The following is a 15,578-nucleotide window of genomic DNA, read 5'->3' as shown; positions in this document are numbered from 1 at the left end:
CGAGCCGCGCTTATCCCATCTCGGCCAGGCGCTTGACGGCGGCGGCGATCCTGGCGGCCTCGTCCTCGCCGCGGGCGAGGTTCTCGCGCGTTTCCTCGATCACCTCTTCGGCGGCGTTCTGCACGAATTTCGGGTTGGCAAGCCGGCCGCGCAGGCCGCCCAGGTCCTTTTCGATTTTGGCGAGCGCCTTTTCCAGCCGCGCCTTTTCGGCCGCCACGTCGATCACGCCTTCCAGCGGCAGCGCGAAAAGCGCCCCCTGCACCGCAACGGAAATCGAGCCGCGCGGGATCGCCGCCTCGGTCACGCTGTCGATGCGGGCAAGGCGGAAGATCAGCGCTTCGTTGCGCGCGAGGGCCGCGCGCGCGGCGTCATCGGCCTGCGACAGCACCATGGGCAGCTTCAGCCCCGCCGGCACGCCCATCTGTGTGCGCGACGAGCGGATCTCGTCGATCAGGCCGATGACCCAGTTCATCTCGCGGTCGGCCTCGGGGTCGATGAGGTCGCTGCCGTATTCGGGCCATTCGCCATGCACCAGCATGCCCGCGCGCGTGCCCGTCAGCGCCCAAAGCTCTTCGGTGACGAAGGGCATGATCGGGTGCAGCAGGATATAGCACTGATCCAGCACCCACCGCATCGTGGCGCGGGTTTCGGCGGCATGCGCGCCATCGAAAAGCGGCTTGGCGAATTCCACATACCAGTCGCAGACCTTGCCCCAGACAAAGGCGTAAAGCGCGTTCGCGGCATCGTTGAAGCGGTAATTGGTCAGCGCGTCGTCCACCGCCTCGCGCACGCGGGCGGTTTCGCCGATGATCCAGCGGTTCACGGTATGCGCGGGCGCGGGGATGGCGGCGGGGGCGGGGCCCTCGAACACGCCGTTCATCTCGGCAAAGCGGGTGGCGTTCCAGATCTTGGTGCCAAAGTTGCGATAGCCCGCGATGCGCGCGCCGGACAGTTTCAGGTCGCGCCCCATGGCGGCCATGGCGGTCAGCGTGAAGCGCACCGCATCCGCGCCGTATTCGTCGATCAGTTCGATCGGGTCGAGCACGTTGCCAAGCGACTTCGACATTTTCTTGCCCTTCTCGTCGCGCACGAGGGCGTGGACATAGACGGTGTGGAAGGGCACCTGATCCACCACGGCAAGCTGCATCATCATCATCCGGGCGACCCAGAAGAAGATGATGTCGAAGCCGGTGACAAGGACGTCGGTGGGGAAGTATTTCCTCAGCTCCTCGGTCTGTTCGGGCCAGCCGAGCGTGCCGATCGGCCAGAGGCCGGAGGAGAACCAGGTGTCGAGGACGTCGGGGTCGCGCCAGATTCCGACCCTTTCGCCGTATTTTGAGTTTTCAAGAGATTCAAGTTCATCTTCGGAAACGAAAACGTCAAAACCGTAGAACTTCTTTGCGGCCTCAATTGCCTCCTCCTTTGTAGCGAAACAGAACTCTGTTCCACTTCCTGAGAGGTCGTAGGAGAACATATCTCCTTGCGGTCCGTGCGGGTAAATGCGCGGCCCAAACCACACCGGAATCTGGTGCCCCCACCAGAGTTGCCGCGAAATGCACCAGGGCTCGATGTTTTCCAGCCAGTGGAAATAGGTCTTGGCGTCGCGTTCGGGCAGGATGCGGGTGTAGCCGGCCTTTTCATCGAACGTGCCGGCCTCTTGCGCGGCCATGCCGTCGCGCACGGCCTTGAGCGCCGGTTCCACGATCTTGGCGGTGTCCACGAACCATTGGTCGGTCAGCATCGGCTCGATCACCACCTTGGAGCGGTCGCCATGCGGCTGCATCATCTTGTTCTGCTCGACAAGGGGGATGCGCTCGGCATGCTCGGCGCCGGTTTCCTTGTCGATGGTCTTGTGCAGCACCGTCACCGCCAGCCCCTCGGAGGTGATCTGGTCGATCACGCGCTTGCGGGCCTCATAGCGGTCAAGGCCGCGCAGGTCGTCGGGGACAAGGTTGACCGCGTCCACCTCGGCCTCGGTCAGCGTCTTTTCGCCCCTGGCGACGGCCATGGCGATGGCGGCGGCCTCGGCATAGGGTGCGCCGTCTGCACGCATCGCGGCGCGGGTGTCCATCAACCGGTAGCAGGGGATGTTGCCGCGCTTGGCCACGGCATAGTCGTTGAAGTCATGCGCGCCGGTGATCTTCACCGCGCCCGAACCGAAATCCGGGTCGGGATATTCGTCGGTGATGATCGGGATCAGGCGGCGGTGCTCTTTCGGGCCTACCGGAATTTCGCACAGCTTGCCGACGATCGGCGCATAGCGTTCGTCGGACGGATGCACCGCGACCGCACCGTCGCCCAGCATCGTCTCGGGGCGCGTCGTGGCGATCGAGATATAGTCGCGCGTCTCGCGGAAGGTGATGTTTCCGTCCGCGTCCTTCTCGACATACTCATAGGTCTGGCCGTCCGCGAGCGGGTATTTGAAGTGCCACATATGGCCCTGCACCTCGATCTGCTCGACCTCGAGGTCCGAGATCGCGGTCTCGAAATGCGGGTCCCAGTTCACGAGGCGCTTGCCGCGATAGATGTAGCCCTTGTTGTAAAGGTCCACGAAGACCTTGATGACGGCATCGTGGAAATTGCCCTGGTCCGAGGCGGGCGCACCGGGCGCGCCGGACATGGTGAAGGCGTTCCTGGACCAGTCGCAAGACGCGCCGAGCCGCTTGAGCTGGTTGATGATCGTGTTGCCCGACTGGCCTTTCCATTCCCAGACCTTTTCCAGGAATTTCTCGCGCCCCATCTCGCGCCGGGTCTGGTTCGACTTGTCCTTGGCCAGTTCGCGTTCGACGACCATCTGGGTGGCGATGCCGGCATGGTCCTGCCCCGGCTGCCACAGCGTGTCGAAGCCGCGCATCCGGTGCCAGCGGACAAGGATGTCCTGCAAGGTGTTGTTGAACGCATGCCCCATATGCAGCGAACCCGTCACGTTCGGCGGCGGGATCATGATGCAGAACGTCTCGTCGCGCCGGGCATTGGCGCCGGCGGCAAAGCAGTGGCGCGCCTCCCATTCGGCGGCGATACGGGCTTCGGCCTCGGCGGCGTTGAAGGTCTTTTCCATCGGCATCGGTTGCATCCCCTTTGGCTTGCCCGTCCTTTAACGCGGGCATGTCGCAAGGAAAAGCCTTCGCCGCAATCGGCGTTGCGATTGCGGCCACGGGCAGCGATCAGACGGCGCGATCCATCTTGGTCGACAGATGGATCAGGCTTTCCGAGGATTTCACGCCGGTCAGCTCTCCGATCTGGTCGAGAACGGCATCAAGCTGGCTGGTGGTGGGCGCCGAGAGTTGCAGCAGCAGGTCGACCCGGCCCGAGGTGGTGTGGATCCGCTCCACCTCGGCGATGGTCTTCAGCCGCCCGAGGATGGCAGCCTGCGCGCGCGGCTCGATCGCAAGCAGCACGGTGGCGCGGATGCGGCCCTGCCGCGCGGCCTCGCCCAGCTTGATCGTGTAGCCCGCGATCACGCCCGATGTCTCAAGCCGTTCCAGCCGCGCCTGAATCGTGGACCGCGCGACTTTGAGCCGCCGCGCCAGCGTTGCCACCGACATGCGCGCATCGCCCCCCAGAAGGCCCAGAATGCCGCGGTCAAGGTCGTCCATTTTGCCACACTTTCATTTTGACTGAATGATCTGTCACTTTAACGAAGTCATGCGTCATTTCTAGTCTTTCGATCGAAAGAAATGTGCCCCATATCGCGCCGACGAAATGTTCAGGAAAAGGGCGGCTCATACGCACCTGGCCTGGTTGGTTGAAACGCGTAAGCGTCTCCCGACCCGTAAAGCCGGGGCAAGAGGTGGCTGCGTTCTGTTGGCGAGGAGCAAGCCGATGGGACTGTCGAAGACTATCTGGGCAAATCCGTCCGAAATCATCCGCGTGCGTCAGCCCGATCACCCGGTTCTGGTGTTCGCGCCCACCATCCTGCAATCGACGGCGCGCCGCTTCATCAAGGGCTTTCCGGGGCTTGTGACCTATGCCGTCAAGTCGAACCCCGACGAGATGGTCATCCAGAATCTGGTTGCCGCCGGGGTCAGGGGGTTCGATGTCGCCTCGCCCTACGAGATCGACCTGATCCGCCGCCTGGCGCCGGGTGCCGCGCTGCACTACCACAACCCGGTGCGCGGCCGCGACGAGATCGCCCATGCCGTCGCCGCCGATGTGAAGACCTGGTCGGTCGACTCCGTGTCCGAACTTGAAAAGCTGATCGAGATGGTGCCGGCCGAGGGCTGCGAAATCTCGGTGCGCTTCAAGCTGCCGGTGCAGGGCGCGGCCTACAACTTCGGGGCCAAGTTCGGCGCCACGGCGGAACTTGCCGCGCAGCTTCTGCGCCGCGCCGACGCGGCGGGCTTCATCGCCTCGCTCACCTTCCATCCGGGCACGCAATGCGTCGACCCGATGGCATGGGATGCCTATATCCGCACCGCGGCCGCGATCTGCGCCGAGGCGGGCGTGCGGGCGGCCCGGCTGAACGTGGGCGGCGGGTTCCCGTCGCATCGCAATATCGGCCCCGCGCCGGTACTGGAGGATATCTTCGCGCTGATCGGGCGTGTCACCGCCGAGGCCTTCGGCGAAGATCGCCCCGCGCTTGTCTGCGAGCCGGGCCGCGGCCTTGTGGGGGATGCCTTCACCCATATCACCCGCGTCAAGGCGCTGCGCGATGGCGCGCATGTCTTCCTGAACGACGGCGTCTATGGCGGCTTGGCCGAGCTTCCGCTGGTGGGCAATATCGACCGCGTCGATGCCTTCTCGCCCGAGGGGCAGCAGCGCACGGGCGCGGCGGTTGCGCGCGTGGTCTTCGGCCCGACCTGCGATTCCGTCGACCGCCTGCCCGGAGAGCTTGGCTTGGCCTCGGACCTTCAGGAAGGCGATTTCGTGGTGTTCCAGGGCATGGGGGCCTATTCCTCGGCCACCAACACGCGCTTCAACGGCTTCGGCGCGATGGAGATCGTGACGGCGCTGTCGCTGCGCGGCTAGGGCGCGCCACGACCTTTTCACCTATTCGTCACTGACCTGCCCGGAACCTTGTCCTATAGTTGGACAAGGTTCCTTGTGTCTTGCGGTAGGGTCGATGGGGTGGTCGGGAAAATTTGGCGGTGTGTTGCGCGGGGCGCTGAACCGTGTTGCGCGCGCGCTGCGGGGGGCCGAGCCTGCCGCCGCCCCCGTCGCGCGGGTCGCGCGTGAGCGGGTCGACCATATTCTTCTGCTCGACGGCACGATGGGGTCGCTGAAGCCGGGGGAGGAAACCTCGATCGGGCGGCTTTACCATTACCTGCGCGCCGCCAATCCCCGCAGTTCCGTCTATTACGGCAAGGGGCTGCAATGGCGCGAATGGCGCGAGCTTTCCGACGTGATGCTGGGCTGGGGCGTGAACCGGCAGATCCTGCGCGCCTATGGCTGGCTGTCGACGCGCTACCGGCCGGGGGACCGGATCTTCCTGATCGGCTATTCGCGGGGGGCTTTCGCGGCCCGCTCGCTTGCGGGAATCGTGGACCGCGTGGGGCTGTTGCGCAACGACTGCGCGACCGAGCGCAACGTGCTGCTGGCCTGGCGCTACTATGAGGCGGCCGAGCGCCGCCCCGCCGCAACCGCCTTCCGCCGCCGCTTCTGCCATGACGCGGCCCCGATCGAGATGGTCGGCGTCTTCGACACGGTGATGGCGCTTGGCCTGCAACTGCCCTTCATGTGGCTTCTGACCGAACCGCGCTACCGGTTTCATGATCACCGGCTGGGCGCGACGGTCAATCACGGCTACCAGGCGCTTGCGCTGGACGAGACGCGCTCGGTGCTGGAGCCGCTGATCTGGGACAGCGAGGGGACCGGGGCAAGGCGGATCGAGCAGGTCTGGTTCCGCGGCTGCCACGGCGATATCGGCGGCCAGTTGCTAAGCAAGGAAGAGGCGCGCCCGCTGGCCAATATCCCGCTGACATGGATGCTGGAACGCGCCGAGGCGCTGGGGCTTGCGCTGCCGCCCGGCTGGCACGCGGATTTCCCCTGCGATCCGGGGGCGCCGTCGGTCGGCAGCTGGCGCGGCTGGGGCAAGTTCTACCTGTTCCGCGCGCCCCGGCTTGTGGGGCGCGATACCTCCGAGCGGATCCATGAAAGCGTGCTTGGCGCCCGGCGCAACTGGCGCATCGTGATCCGGCCCTGGCTTGCGCGGCGCGACAAGCGGGCCGAGCTACTCCGCCGTGCCGAGGATGAAGCAGGTGGCGGTTCCGGTCGCGTAGAGCCGCCCGTCCTTGCTGCCGCGGATCTCACCACGGGCGACGCCGGTTGAACGGCCGACATGCTCGATCTGGCCGGTCGCGGTGATGTCGGTGCCTATGGGCAGCGCGCGAAGCATGTTGACCTTGAATTCCAGCGTCGTCTGAACCCGCCCGCGGGGCAGGGCGCTGATCACGGCGCAGGTCATGCAACTGTCCAGGACCGTGCCATACCAGCCGCCGTGAACCTGCCCGAATCCGTTGGCGCATATCGCCTCCGGGCGCCCGGCCATCTGGACCCGGCCTTCCTCGGCATGGGTCACGCGAAAGCCCAGTGGCCCGGCAATCGTCATGGTCGGGAATTCGCCCGCGATCAGCTTTTTCAGGTATTCAAGGCCGGTCAGCTGCCGCAGATCGGCAAGGGCGGGAAAGTCCTCCGGGCGCCGGGCATAGCGCGGTTCGGTCATGATGTTCCTCCTTGGACATGGGGTGCGCGACGGCAAAAGGGGGGCCGAAGCCCCCCTTCTTAACCCCTGCGCGCGGGCGCGTCAGGCCACGTTTTCCAGAACCGCATCCGGCGTCACGCCAAGCGCGTGGCACACATCGCGCGTCAGGCCCGGACGGTTGAGCGTGTAGAAGTGCAGATCCTCGACACCGCCCCGGATCAGGTCATCGCACAGCTCGGTGCAGATCGCGGTGGACAGAAGCTGTTCGCGCCCGTCGCGCGCCGCCGCGGTGAAGGCCTCTTCGACCCAGGCGGGGATCGAGGTGCCGCAACGCTCGGCAAAGCGCTTGGCGCCGGCCCAGGACTGGATCGGCAGGATGCCGGGGATGATCTTCGCGTCGATGCCTTCCTTCGCACAGGCATCGCGGAAGCGGAAGAACGTATCCGCCTCGAAGAAGAACTGCGTGATGGCCGAGCTGGCGCCGGCCTCGACCTTGCGCTTGAGCCAGCGCACATCGGCCAGCGGATCGGCCGCATCGGGATGCGGTTCGGGATAGGCGCCGCAGCGGATGGTGAAACGGCCATCCTCGGCCAGGGCTTCGATCAACTCCACCGAAGAGGCGAAACCGTCGGCATGCGGGGTGAACCGCGCGGCACCGTGGGGCGCATCGCCGCGCAGCGCGACGATCTCGGTCACGCCGGCCTCGGCATAGGAATTCACGATCTCCAGCGTTTCGGCGCGGGTTGCCTCCACGCAGGTCAGGTGCGCCGCGACATCGACACCGTAATTCTTGCCGATCGTCGTCACCGCCTCATGGGTCAGCTTGCGCGTCGTGCCGCCCGCGCCATAGGTCACGGAAACGAAAGAGGGCTTCAGCGGCGCAAGCACCTGCACGGTTTCCCAAAGACGGAACGAAGCATCGAGCGTCTGCGGCGGGAAGAATTCAAAGCTGACACGGGGCGTGGTCATGATCGGGATCCTTTTTGTTGTCCCCCTTGTGGCGCAAAATGAGATGTGAGACAAACTCATAATCCTCAACAAGATTATGAGGCGCGCTTCATAATGCATCTCGAACTTCGTCATCTGCGCACGATCAGGGCGATACACGATGCGGGCGGGCTGGCCCGCGCGGCCGACCTTCTGCACATCACGCAGTCGGCCTTGTCCCATCAGGTCAAGGGGTTGGAAGACCAGGCCGGGGTCGAGCTTTTCGCCCGCCGCTCCAAGCCGCTGCGCCTGTCCTCGGCGGGGATGAAGCTCTTGCGCCTGGCCGAGCGGATCCTGCCCGAGATCGAGGCCATCGAAGAGGAATTCGAGGCCCTGCGCCAGGGCCGCGCGGGGCGGCTGCATATCGCCATCGAATGCCATGCCTGTTTCGACTGGCTCTTCCCGGTCCTGGAACAGTTCCGCCGGGCCTGGCCCGAGATCGACGTGGATATCCGTGCAGGCCTTGCCTTCAACGCCATGCCCGCCCTCTTGCGCGAAGAGGTGGACCTCGTGATCTCTTCCGATCCCGAGGCGCTGGACGGCATCGTGTTCAATCCGCTGTTCGACTACGCACCCACCTTCGTGGCGGCCGCGACGAACCCGCTTGCGGCCAAAGCCTTCGTCGAGGCCGAAGATTTCCGGGACCAGACCCTGATCACCTATCCCGTCGACCGTGGACGGATCGACATCTTCACCGAGCTTCTGGGCCCCGCGCGGGTCGAACCCCGCGCACAGCGGCAGGTCGAACTGACGGCGGTGATTTTGATGCTGGTGGCCTCGGGGCGCGGGGTGGCGGTGCTGCCCGACTGGGTGCTGCGCGAGGTGAAATACCAGCCCGATTACATCACCCGCCCGGTCACCGAGAAAGGCCTGTCCAAACGGCTCTACGCCGCCACCCGCATCGAGGATGCAACGCAGCCCTTCATGGCGCATTTCCTGCGCCTCGCGCGCACTGAACCGGTCAAGCTGCAACGCAGCTAAGGCGGCTTTCATCTTTGTCCAAATATCCTCGGGGGGCGCATCCGCCGCCCCCGTTTAGGGGGCTGCGGATGCCGGGGGGCAGACAGCCCCCCGTCCCGATCCGTTCCGCCCGCGCAAACCCCTTGGAATTCCGCGCCCGCCCGTGTAAGGCACGCGCTTGATGTGAAGGAGCCCCCGATGCAAGGCAGTGCGAACCTCAACCTGATGATCAAGGCCGCCCGCAAGGCCGGCCGCGCCCTCGTCAAGGATTTCCGCGAGGTCGAGAACCTGCAGGTTTCCGCCAAGGGCCCCGGCGATTTCGTCAGCAAGGCCGACCGCGAGGCCGAGCGCATCATCAAGGAAGAACTGCGCGGCGCCCGCCCCACCTATGGCTGGCTGGGCGAAGAGACCGGTGAGGAACCGGGCGAGGACCCGACGCGCCGCTGGATCGTCGATCCGCTGGACGGCACCACCAACTTCCTGCACGGGCTGCCGCACTGGGCGGTCTCTATCGCGCTCGAACACAAGGGCGAGGTGGTCGCCGGCGTGATCTTCGACGCCGCGAAGGACGAGCTTTACTATGCCGAAAAGGGCCTTGGCGCCTTCATGAACGAAACCCGGCTGCGGGTTTCGGGGCGGCGCAACATGATCGAGGCGCTGTTTGCCACGGGCGTGCCCTTTGCCGGGCAGGCGACGCTGCCCGCAACGCTTCAGGATCTTGCGCGCCTGATGCCGGTCTGTGCGGGCGTGCGCCGCTTCGGCGCTGCCTCGCTCGATCTCGCCTATGTCGCCTCGGGCCGTTACGACGGCTATTGGGAACGCGGCCTGAATGCCTGGGACATGGCGGCGGGCCTGATCCTGGTGAAGGAGGCGGGCGGCTTCTTCGGCCCGATCCGCGAAGGCCGCGACGTTCTGGGTGGGGGGGCGGTCATCGCCACCAATGCCGAGATGTTCCAGCCGCTGTGCAAGATCCTGCGCCAGCCCGCCTGAACCGCCTCAGCGCCGGCGGCGGCGCGGCACGACGGGAATGCGCGATCGCTGGTATTGTGCCTCGGGATGGGGCGGATGGCCCTGCGTGCGGCCCCAGTAACGCGCGCCGCCGCGGCGCAGCCAGACCGGCAGCATCAGCAGGACACCGGCCGCAAACCCTCCGGCATGGGCCCAATAGGCAACGCCGTCGCCGATCCCCGCGGTGGTGCCGTTGAAGACCTGGAGCGCGAACCACGCGCCCAGCACGATCCACGCCGGAATCGGGAAGATGCGGAAGAACACGATGAAGATGAACAGCACATCGACCCGCGCCCTGGGAAACATCAGAAGATAGCCCCCCATCACCCCGGCGATCGCCCCCGAGGCCCCGACCATCGGGATCCCGCTTGCCGGATCGGCCGCGATCTGCGCGGCGGCGGCGGCCAGCCCGCCCGCAAGATAAAAGAGCGCAAAGCCCAGATGGCCCAACTGCTCTTCGAGGTTGTCGCCAAAGACCCACAGGAACAGCATGTTCCCCGCCAGATGCATCAGCCCGGCATGCAGGAACATATGCGTCACAAGCCCGTGCAGCCATGCGCCCTGCGTCACCGCCGCGGGGTAAAGCGCGCCATATTCCCAAAGGCCGCTCATCCCGCCGCCCCAGGGCATGGTCAGCACGAACGCGGCCACGTTCAGCGCGATGATCGCCCAGGTGACCCAGGGGGTGCGCAACGAGGGGTTATGATCGCGGATCGGGAACATGGCGCGAGGGTTCCCCATCCGCCGCGGCGCGTCAAGCCATTGCAACGGCGGGATGTTGCTAGAAGGTGGGCGGTGTGTTGACCCAGATCAGCACGGTTTCGCCATCGGCCGCATTGGCCCAGCTGTGGTTGCGCCGGCTTTCGAAATAGATCGAATCGCCGGGGGCAAGCTCATGCGTCTCTTCGCCGTCCAGAACGATGCGGAAGCGGCCCGACAGGACGGTGATGAACTCTTCCCCTTCATGGCCATAGCCGCCTTCGGATGCGGCGCCGGGGGCCAGGGTGAAGCGATGGCAATCCATCTGGCGCTGCCCCTCGGCCAGAACCTCGACGCGCACACCGGCAACCGGCATCGGCCAGATCCGGGCCGCGCCCGTGCGGATCACGAGCTTGGCGTTGTCATCCTCTTGCCCCGAAAGGCGCGACACGGTTGTGCCCAGATGCCGGGCGATATCCGAGAGGGTCTTGAAGGACACGCCCGCCCCCGTGCGCTCCAGCGTCGAAAGCGCCGAGGCCGACAGGCCCAAGGCCTCGGCCATCTGGTCGATCCGATCGCCCCGCGCAAGGCGAAGCTGGCGCAGCCGGGTGCCAAGCGGATCGCTGCCAGCCGCAGGGGCAGGGGCAGGGGTGGGCGAGGCGGAGGCGCCCTCGGCCTCCAGCGTGGCGCGGATCGCGGCCGGGTTCAGCCCGGCCTCGCGGCGTAGGAAGGCGATGCGTTGCAGCCGCGCCACGTCCTCGGCCGAATAAAGCCGCTGCCCCGAGGCCCGGCGCCCCGGCACGATCAGTCCCTGGGTTTCCCAAAGCCGCACTGTCGAGGGTGCAACGCCGGCGGCGCGTGCCGCCTCGGTCACGCGGAAGGAGGCGGAGGGTGGGGAGGTGTCGGAATCAGCGGTCATGTCCGCACTATTCTAGCGGTGGCGAAAAATAGCTCTATCCCGAATCTAATAAATCTTGCAGAAAAAATGCAAAGACAGAATCGGGAGCGACCAATGACCACCATGACCGACCGCAAGAATGCCGCCATCGCCAAGGGTGTCGGGATGACCACGCAGATCTATGCCGAGCGAGCCGAGAACGCCGAGATCTGGGACAAGGACGGCAATCGCTATATCGACTTTGCCGCCGGGATCGCCGTGGTGAATACCGGCCACCGCCACCCCAAGGTCATGGAGGCCGTCAAGGCGCAGCTCGACCGTTTCACCCATACCTGCCATCAGGTTGTGCCTTACGCGAATTATGTCGAACTGGCCGAACGTCTGAATGCCGCCCTGCCGGGCGATTTTCCGAAGAAGACGATTTTTGCCACGACCGGCGCCGAGGCCGTGGAGAACGCCATCAAGATCGCCCGCCACCATACCGGGCGCCCCGCCGTCATCGCCTTTGCGGGCGGCTTTCACGGCCGCACCTTCATGGGCATGTCGCTGACGGGCAAGGTGCAGCCCTACAAGGCCGGGTTCGGCCCGATGATGAACGATGTCTGGCACCTTCCCTTCCCGGTCGAGATGCATGGCGTGACCGCCGAGGATGCGCTGGCGGGCCTTGACCGTCTGTTCAAGGCCGATCTGGAGCCTGCGCGCGTGGCCGCGATCATCGTGGAGCCGGTGCAGGGCGAGGGCGGCTTCTACGAGGTTCCGGCCGGGTTCATGAAGACGCTGCGCAAGGTCTGTGACGATCATGGCATCGTGCTGATCGCGGATGAGGTGCAGACCGGCTTTGCGCGCACCGGAAAGCTGTTTGCAATGGAGCATCACGGCGTTGCGGCCGATATCACCACGATGGCCAAGGGGCTGGGCGGCGGGTTGCCGATCTCGGCGGTGACGGGGCGGGCCGAAATCATGGACAGCCCCAATCCCGGCGGCCTTGGCGGCACCTATGCGGGCAACCCGCTTGGCGTGGCGGCCGCCCATGCCGTGCTGGACGTGATCGCGGAAGAGGATCTGTGCAACCGCGCCACGCGCCTTGGTCAGCGGCTCAAGCAGCGCCTTGCCGGGATGCGCGACGCGGTGCCCGAGATTGCGGATATCCGCGGACCGGGTTTCATGAATGCGGTCGAGTTCAATGTCGCCGGCAAGGCCGAGCCGAACCCCGCCTTCACCAACCGCGTGCGGGAAGAGGCGCTGAAACGCGGCCTGATCCTTCTGACCTGCGGCGTCTATGGCAACGTGATCCGCTTCCTTGCGCCGATCACCATTCCCGATGCGGTCTTCGACGAGGCGCTCGATATTCTGGAGGCGTCGGTGACGGCGGCGCGGGGCTGATCCCCGTGGACGAGACCGATCAGCGGCTGATCGCGGCCCTGCGCCGCGACGGCCGGGCCGCGGTGTCAGATCTTGCGGCCCTTCTTGGCCTCTCGCGCGCGACGGTGCGCGCGCGGATCGAGCGGTTGCAGGCGCGGGGTGAAATCTCGGGCTTTACCGTCCTGACGCGGGCCGATGTGACCGCGGCGCCGGTACGGGGCCTGATGATGATCGGCATCGAGGGGCGCGGCACCGACCGCATCGTCGCGCGGCTGATGGGGCTGCCCTCGGTGCAGGCGGTGCATGCCACCAACGGGCGGTGGGACCTGATCGTGGAACTGGGAACCCGCACGCTGGCCGAGCTGGACGAAATCCTCAGCCAGATCCGGCGGCTGGACGGCGTGGCCAATTCCGAGACCAATCTGCTTTTGTCGACGCGGCGGCCGGGAACGCGCCTTTAGGCGCGATTGCGACCCGGCGGATCATATTGCCGCGACATGCGCGCGCATCCCTTGGCCCCGGCCCGGCGGCGCAGTATGATCCCGCCGCGAACAGGAGGATGCGATGCTTACCGAACTTGGCCATTTTGCCCTGATCCTGGCCTTTGCCGTTGCGATCATTCAAGCCATCGTTCCGATGATCGGTGCGTGGAAGGGCTGGTCGGGCTGGATGGCGGTCGGGGAACCGGCGGCCTCGGCGCAGTTCCTGCTGACCGCGGCGGCCTTCGGCGCGCTGACCTGGGCCTTCGTCACCTCGGATTTCTCGCTCGAGCTGGTCTGGGCAAACTCGCATACCGACAAGCCGATGATCTACAAGATCTCGGGCGTGTGGGGGAACCACGAAGGCTCGATGCTGTTGTGGGTGCTGATCCTGTCGGGCTTCGGTGCGGCGGCGGCATGGTTCGGCGGCGCGTTGCCGCCCACGCTGCGCGCGCGTGTGCTGGCGGTGCAGGCCTCGATCGGGGCGGCGTTCTTCGGCTTCATCCTGTTCACCTCGAACCCGTTCACGCGGCTGGTCGAGCCGCCTTTCAACGGGCAGGATCTGAACCCGCTGTTGCAGGACCCCGGCCTCGCGTTCCACCCGCCCTTCCTCTACTTGGGCTATGTCGGGCTTTCGATGGCCTTCTCCTTCGCCGTTGCCGCGCTGATCGAGGGGCGCGTGGATGCCGCCTGGGCGCGCTGGGTGCGCCCATGGACGCTGGCGGCCTGGGTTTTCCTGACCATCGGCATCGCGCTGGGGTCGTGGTGGGCCTATTACGAACTGGGCTGGGGCGGTTTCTGGTTCTGGGATCCGGTCGAGAACGCCTCTTTCATGCCCTGGCTTCTGGCGGCGGCGCTTCTGCATTCGGCTATCGTGGTCGAGAAGCGCGAGGCGCTGAAAAGCTGGACCGTGCTTCTGGCGATCATGGCCTTCGGGTTCTCGCTGATCGGCACGTTCATCGTGCGGTCGGGGGTCATCACCTCGGTGCACAGCTTCGCCAATGACCCCGAGCGGGGCGTGTTCATCCTGATGATCCTTGCCGGTTTCGTCGGCGGTGCGTTGACCCTTTATGCCGCGCGGGCCAATGCGATGCAGGCGCGCGGGATCTTCAGCATGGTTAGCCGCGAAAGCGCGCTGGTGCTGAACAACATCCTTCTGGCGGTGGCCGCGATGGTCGTCTTTGTCGGAACCGTCTGGCCGCTGGTGGCCGAGATGTTCTGGGACCGCAAGCTGTCGGTGGGCGCGCCGTTCTTCGAAAAGGCCTTCACGCCCTTCATGCTGATTCTGGCCGTGGTGCTGCCGATCGGGGCGCTGATGCCCTGGAAACGCGCAAATCTAGCGCGCACGATCCGCCCGCTGATCCCTGCCGCGGTGCTTGCGCTGGCGGTTGCGGCGCTTGCCTGGTCGGTGGGGACCGGGCGTTCGACCGTGGCGCTGGTGGGGGCCGGGCTGGGCAGCTGGCTGGTCTTCGGCGCGCTGACCGAGCTGTGGATCCGCGCGGGCCGCACCCCGGCGCGGCTGCTTCGGCTTCCGCGCGCGGACTGGGGCAAGGCAACCGCGCATGGCGGGCTGGGCATTGCCTTCATCGGCATCGCGCTTCTGACCGCCTGGCAGGCCGAGGATATCCGCGTGGCAAGGATCGCAGAGCCCTTCACCGTGGCGGGATATGAGATCACGCTGGATGAGGTTCACGAGGTGGAGGGGCCGAACTATGTCTCGACCACCGCGACGATGTCGGTGCGCGAGGATGGCAGGCTGACGGCCGTCCTGCATCCCGAAAAGCGGGTCTATCCGGTGCAGGCGATGCCCACGACTGAGGCCGCCATTGACTATCGCTTCACGCGCGATGTCTATCTGGTGATCGGCGATCCGCAGGCGGGCGGTGGCTGGGCCGTGCGCACCTATATCAAGCCCTTCGCCAACTGGATATGGGCGGGCTGCGTGCTTATGGCGCTTGGCGGTCTTCTCAGCCTGACCGACCGGCGCTACCGGGTCGCGGCGGGCGCGCGCAAGGTGGCTTCGGCCGCGGCAACCCCGGCGGAGTAGCGCGATGTTCAGGGCCGTCTTCCTTTCGCTTCTGCTGCTGGCCGCCCCGGCCTTCGCCGTCCAGCCCGACGAGGTGCTGCCCGACCCCGCGCTTGAGGCGCGCGCGCGCGAAATCGGGCAGGTGCTGCGCTGTCCGGTCTGCCAGGGCGAGAATATCGACGAATCGAATGCCGAAGTGGCGCGCGACCTTCGCATCCTCGTGCGGGAGCGTCTGGTGGCGGGCGATACCGACAGCGAGGTGCTGGACTATGTCACCGACCGCTACGGCGAATATGTCCTGTTCGAGCCGGACCGGAGCGGCGCCAATCTGGTACTGTGGCTGGTGGGGCCGGTCGGCCTTCTGATCGCGCTTGCGGGCGGGTTCGTGTTCCTGCGCCGCCGCAGCCAGGCCGATCCCGGCCCTGCCGCCCCCGGCCTGACCGAGGCCGAGCGCAAGCGCCTGGACGAGCTTCTCAAGGAATGATGCGCGTCATGTGACGTGCCGTTTCTCTTTCTCTT

The 15,578-nt window shown here is 66.1% G+C and carries 14 protein-coding genes; 8 read left to right on the top strand and 6 right to left on the bottom strand.

The genetic code is table 11. The features are described from left to right. Positions 1-10: 10 nt before the first annotated feature. On the bottom strand, positions 11-3,064 hold the full coding sequence (locus AC4PTO_RS14045) for a valine--tRNA ligase (protein ID WP_492729485.1): 3,054 nt from the start codon (positions 3,062-3,064) through the stop codon (positions 11-13). 100 nt (positions 3,065-3,164) lie between these two features. Beyond that, positions 3,165-3,596 (bottom strand): Lrp/AsnC family transcriptional regulator, encoded by a 432-nt coding sequence (locus AC4PTO_RS14040; RefSeq protein ID WP_492729483.1) that lies wholly within the window; start codon positions 3,594-3,596, stop codon positions 3,165-3,167. A gap of 226 nt (positions 3,597-3,822) precedes the next feature. Here AC4PTO_RS14040 and AC4PTO_RS14035 point away from each other — a divergent pair, with 226 nt between their 5' ends. Beyond that, entirely contained in the window at positions 3,823-4,968 is a 1,146-nt protein-coding gene (locus AC4PTO_RS14035; protein ID WP_492729481.1) for a type III PLP-dependent enzyme, read from the top strand. Positions 4,969-5,062: 94 nt separating this feature from the next. Further along, positions 5,063-6,268, top strand: a complete 1,206-nt coding sequence (locus AC4PTO_RS14030; RefSeq protein WP_492729479.1) for a T6SS phospholipase effector Tle1-like catalytic domain-containing protein — start codon at positions 5,063-5,065, stop codon at positions 6,266-6,268. On the opposite strand, the gene AC4PTO_RS14025 is transcribed toward AC4PTO_RS14030, so the two are convergent. Together AC4PTO_RS14025 and metF are read right to left on the bottom strand one after the other, a co-directional pair. Then, positions 6,170-6,661 carry a PaaI family thioesterase gene (locus AC4PTO_RS14025; protein ID WP_492729477.1) on the bottom strand — a complete coding sequence of 164 codons (492 nt, stop codon included), beginning with the start codon at positions 6,659-6,661 and terminating at the stop codon, positions 6,170-6,172. The two genes, AC4PTO_RS14030 and AC4PTO_RS14025, sit on opposite strands and share 99 nt — an antisense overlap. A gap of 81 nt (positions 6,662-6,742) precedes the next feature. Next, on the bottom strand, positions 6,743-7,609 hold the full coding sequence (metF, locus tag AC4PTO_RS14020; RefSeq protein ID WP_492729475.1) for a methylenetetrahydrofolate reductase [NAD(P)H]: 867 nt from the start codon (positions 7,607-7,609) through the stop codon (positions 6,743-6,745). 93 nt (positions 7,610-7,702) lie between these two features. Between metF and AC4PTO_RS14015 the strand changes: the two genes are divergently transcribed. Both AC4PTO_RS14015 and AC4PTO_RS14010 read left to right on the top strand, forming a co-directional pair. Beyond that, a complete protein-coding gene (locus AC4PTO_RS14015) occupies positions 7,703-8,608 on the top strand; it encodes a LysR family transcriptional regulator (RefSeq protein ID WP_492729473.1) in 906 nt (301 codons plus the stop codon). 177 nt (positions 8,609-8,785) lie between these two features. After that, complete coding sequence (locus AC4PTO_RS14010; RefSeq protein ID WP_492729471.1) at positions 8,786-9,577, top strand: inositol monophosphatase family protein; 792 nt, start codon at positions 8,786-8,788, stop codon at positions 9,575-9,577. 6 nt (positions 9,578-9,583) lie between these two features. Here the strand turns inward: AC4PTO_RS14010 and AC4PTO_RS14005 are convergent, their stop codons facing one another. Further along, entirely contained in the window at positions 9,584-10,318 is a 735-nt protein-coding gene (locus AC4PTO_RS14005) for a rhomboid family intramembrane serine protease (protein WP_492729469.1), read from the bottom strand. Between the two features lie 58 nt (positions 10,319-10,376). Beyond that, positions 10,377-11,213, bottom strand: a complete 837-nt coding sequence (locus AC4PTO_RS14000; protein ID WP_492729467.1) for a MerR family transcriptional regulator — start codon at positions 11,211-11,213, stop codon at positions 10,377-10,379. Between the two features lie 93 nt (positions 11,214-11,306). Here AC4PTO_RS14000 and AC4PTO_RS13995 point away from each other — a divergent pair, with 93 nt between their 5' ends. From AC4PTO_RS13995 to AC4PTO_RS13980, 4 genes are all read left to right on the top strand, one after another. Then, positions 11,307-12,575, top strand: a complete 1,269-nt coding sequence (locus AC4PTO_RS13995; RefSeq protein WP_492729465.1) for a 4-aminobutyrate--2-oxoglutarate transaminase — start codon at positions 11,307-11,309, stop codon at positions 12,573-12,575. Between the two features lie 5 nt (positions 12,576-12,580). Continuing rightward, positions 12,581-13,015 carry an Lrp/AsnC family transcriptional regulator gene (locus tag AC4PTO_RS13990; RefSeq protein WP_492729463.1) on the top strand — a complete coding sequence of 145 codons (435 nt, stop codon included), beginning with the start codon at positions 12,581-12,583 and terminating at the stop codon, positions 13,013-13,015. Between the two features lie 103 nt (positions 13,016-13,118). Beyond that, a complete protein-coding gene (locus AC4PTO_RS13985) occupies positions 13,119-15,080 on the top strand; it encodes a heme lyase CcmF/NrfE family subunit (RefSeq protein ID WP_492729461.1) in 1,962 nt (653 codons plus the stop codon). A gap of 4 nt (positions 15,081-15,084) precedes the next feature. Beyond that, complete coding sequence (locus AC4PTO_RS13980) at positions 15,085-15,543, top strand: cytochrome c-type biogenesis protein (protein WP_492729459.1); 459 nt, start codon at positions 15,085-15,087, stop codon at positions 15,541-15,543. The last annotated feature ends 35 nt before the right edge of the window (positions 15,544-15,578 follow it).

This window comes from Rhodobacter maritimus, from assembly GCF_058747975.1.
This window is presented reverse-complemented; position numbering and strand designations above follow the sequence as displayed.

Coding starts and splice junctions, on each gene's coding strand:
- AC4PTO_RS14045 (WP_492729485.1), bottom strand. CDS start 3,064: ATGCCGATGGAAAAGACCTTCAACGCCGCCGAGGCCGAAGCCCGTATC.
- AC4PTO_RS14040 (WP_492729483.1), bottom strand. CDS start 3,596: ATGGACGACCTTGACCGCGGCATTCTGGGCCTTCTGGGGGGCGATGCG.
- AC4PTO_RS14035 (WP_492729481.1), top strand. CDS start 3,823: ATGGGACTGTCGAAGACTATCTGGGCAAATCCGTCCGAAATCATCCGC.
- AC4PTO_RS14030 (WP_492729479.1), top strand. CDS start 5,063: ATGGGGTGGTCGGGAAAATTTGGCGGTGTGTTGCGCGGGGCGCTGAAC.
- AC4PTO_RS14025 (WP_492729477.1), bottom strand. CDS start 6,661: ATGACCGAACCGCGCTATGCCCGGCGCCCGGAGGACTTTCCCGCCCTT.
- metF (WP_492729475.1), bottom strand. CDS start 7,609: ATGACCACGCCCCGTGTCAGCTTTGAATTCTTCCCGCCGCAGACGCTC.
- AC4PTO_RS14015 (WP_492729473.1), top strand. CDS start 7,703: ATGCATCTCGAACTTCGTCATCTGCGCACGATCAGGGCGATACACGAT.
- AC4PTO_RS14010 (WP_492729471.1), top strand. CDS start 8,786: ATGCAAGGCAGTGCGAACCTCAACCTGATGATCAAGGCCGCCCGCAAG.
- AC4PTO_RS14005 (WP_492729469.1), bottom strand. CDS start 10,318: ATGTTCCCGATCCGCGATCATAACCCCTCGTTGCGCACCCCCTGGGTC.
- AC4PTO_RS14000 (WP_492729467.1), bottom strand. CDS start 11,213: ATGACCGCTGATTCCGACACCTCCCCACCCTCCGCCTCCTTCCGCGTG.
- AC4PTO_RS13995 (WP_492729465.1), top strand. CDS start 11,307: ATGACCACCATGACCGACCGCAAGAATGCCGCCATCGCCAAGGGTGTC.
- AC4PTO_RS13985 (WP_492729461.1), top strand. CDS start 13,119: ATGCTTACCGAACTTGGCCATTTTGCCCTGATCCTGGCCTTTGCCGTT.
- AC4PTO_RS13980 (WP_492729459.1), top strand. CDS start 15,085: ATGTTCAGGGCCGTCTTCCTTTCGCTTCTGCTGCTGGCCGCCCCGGCC.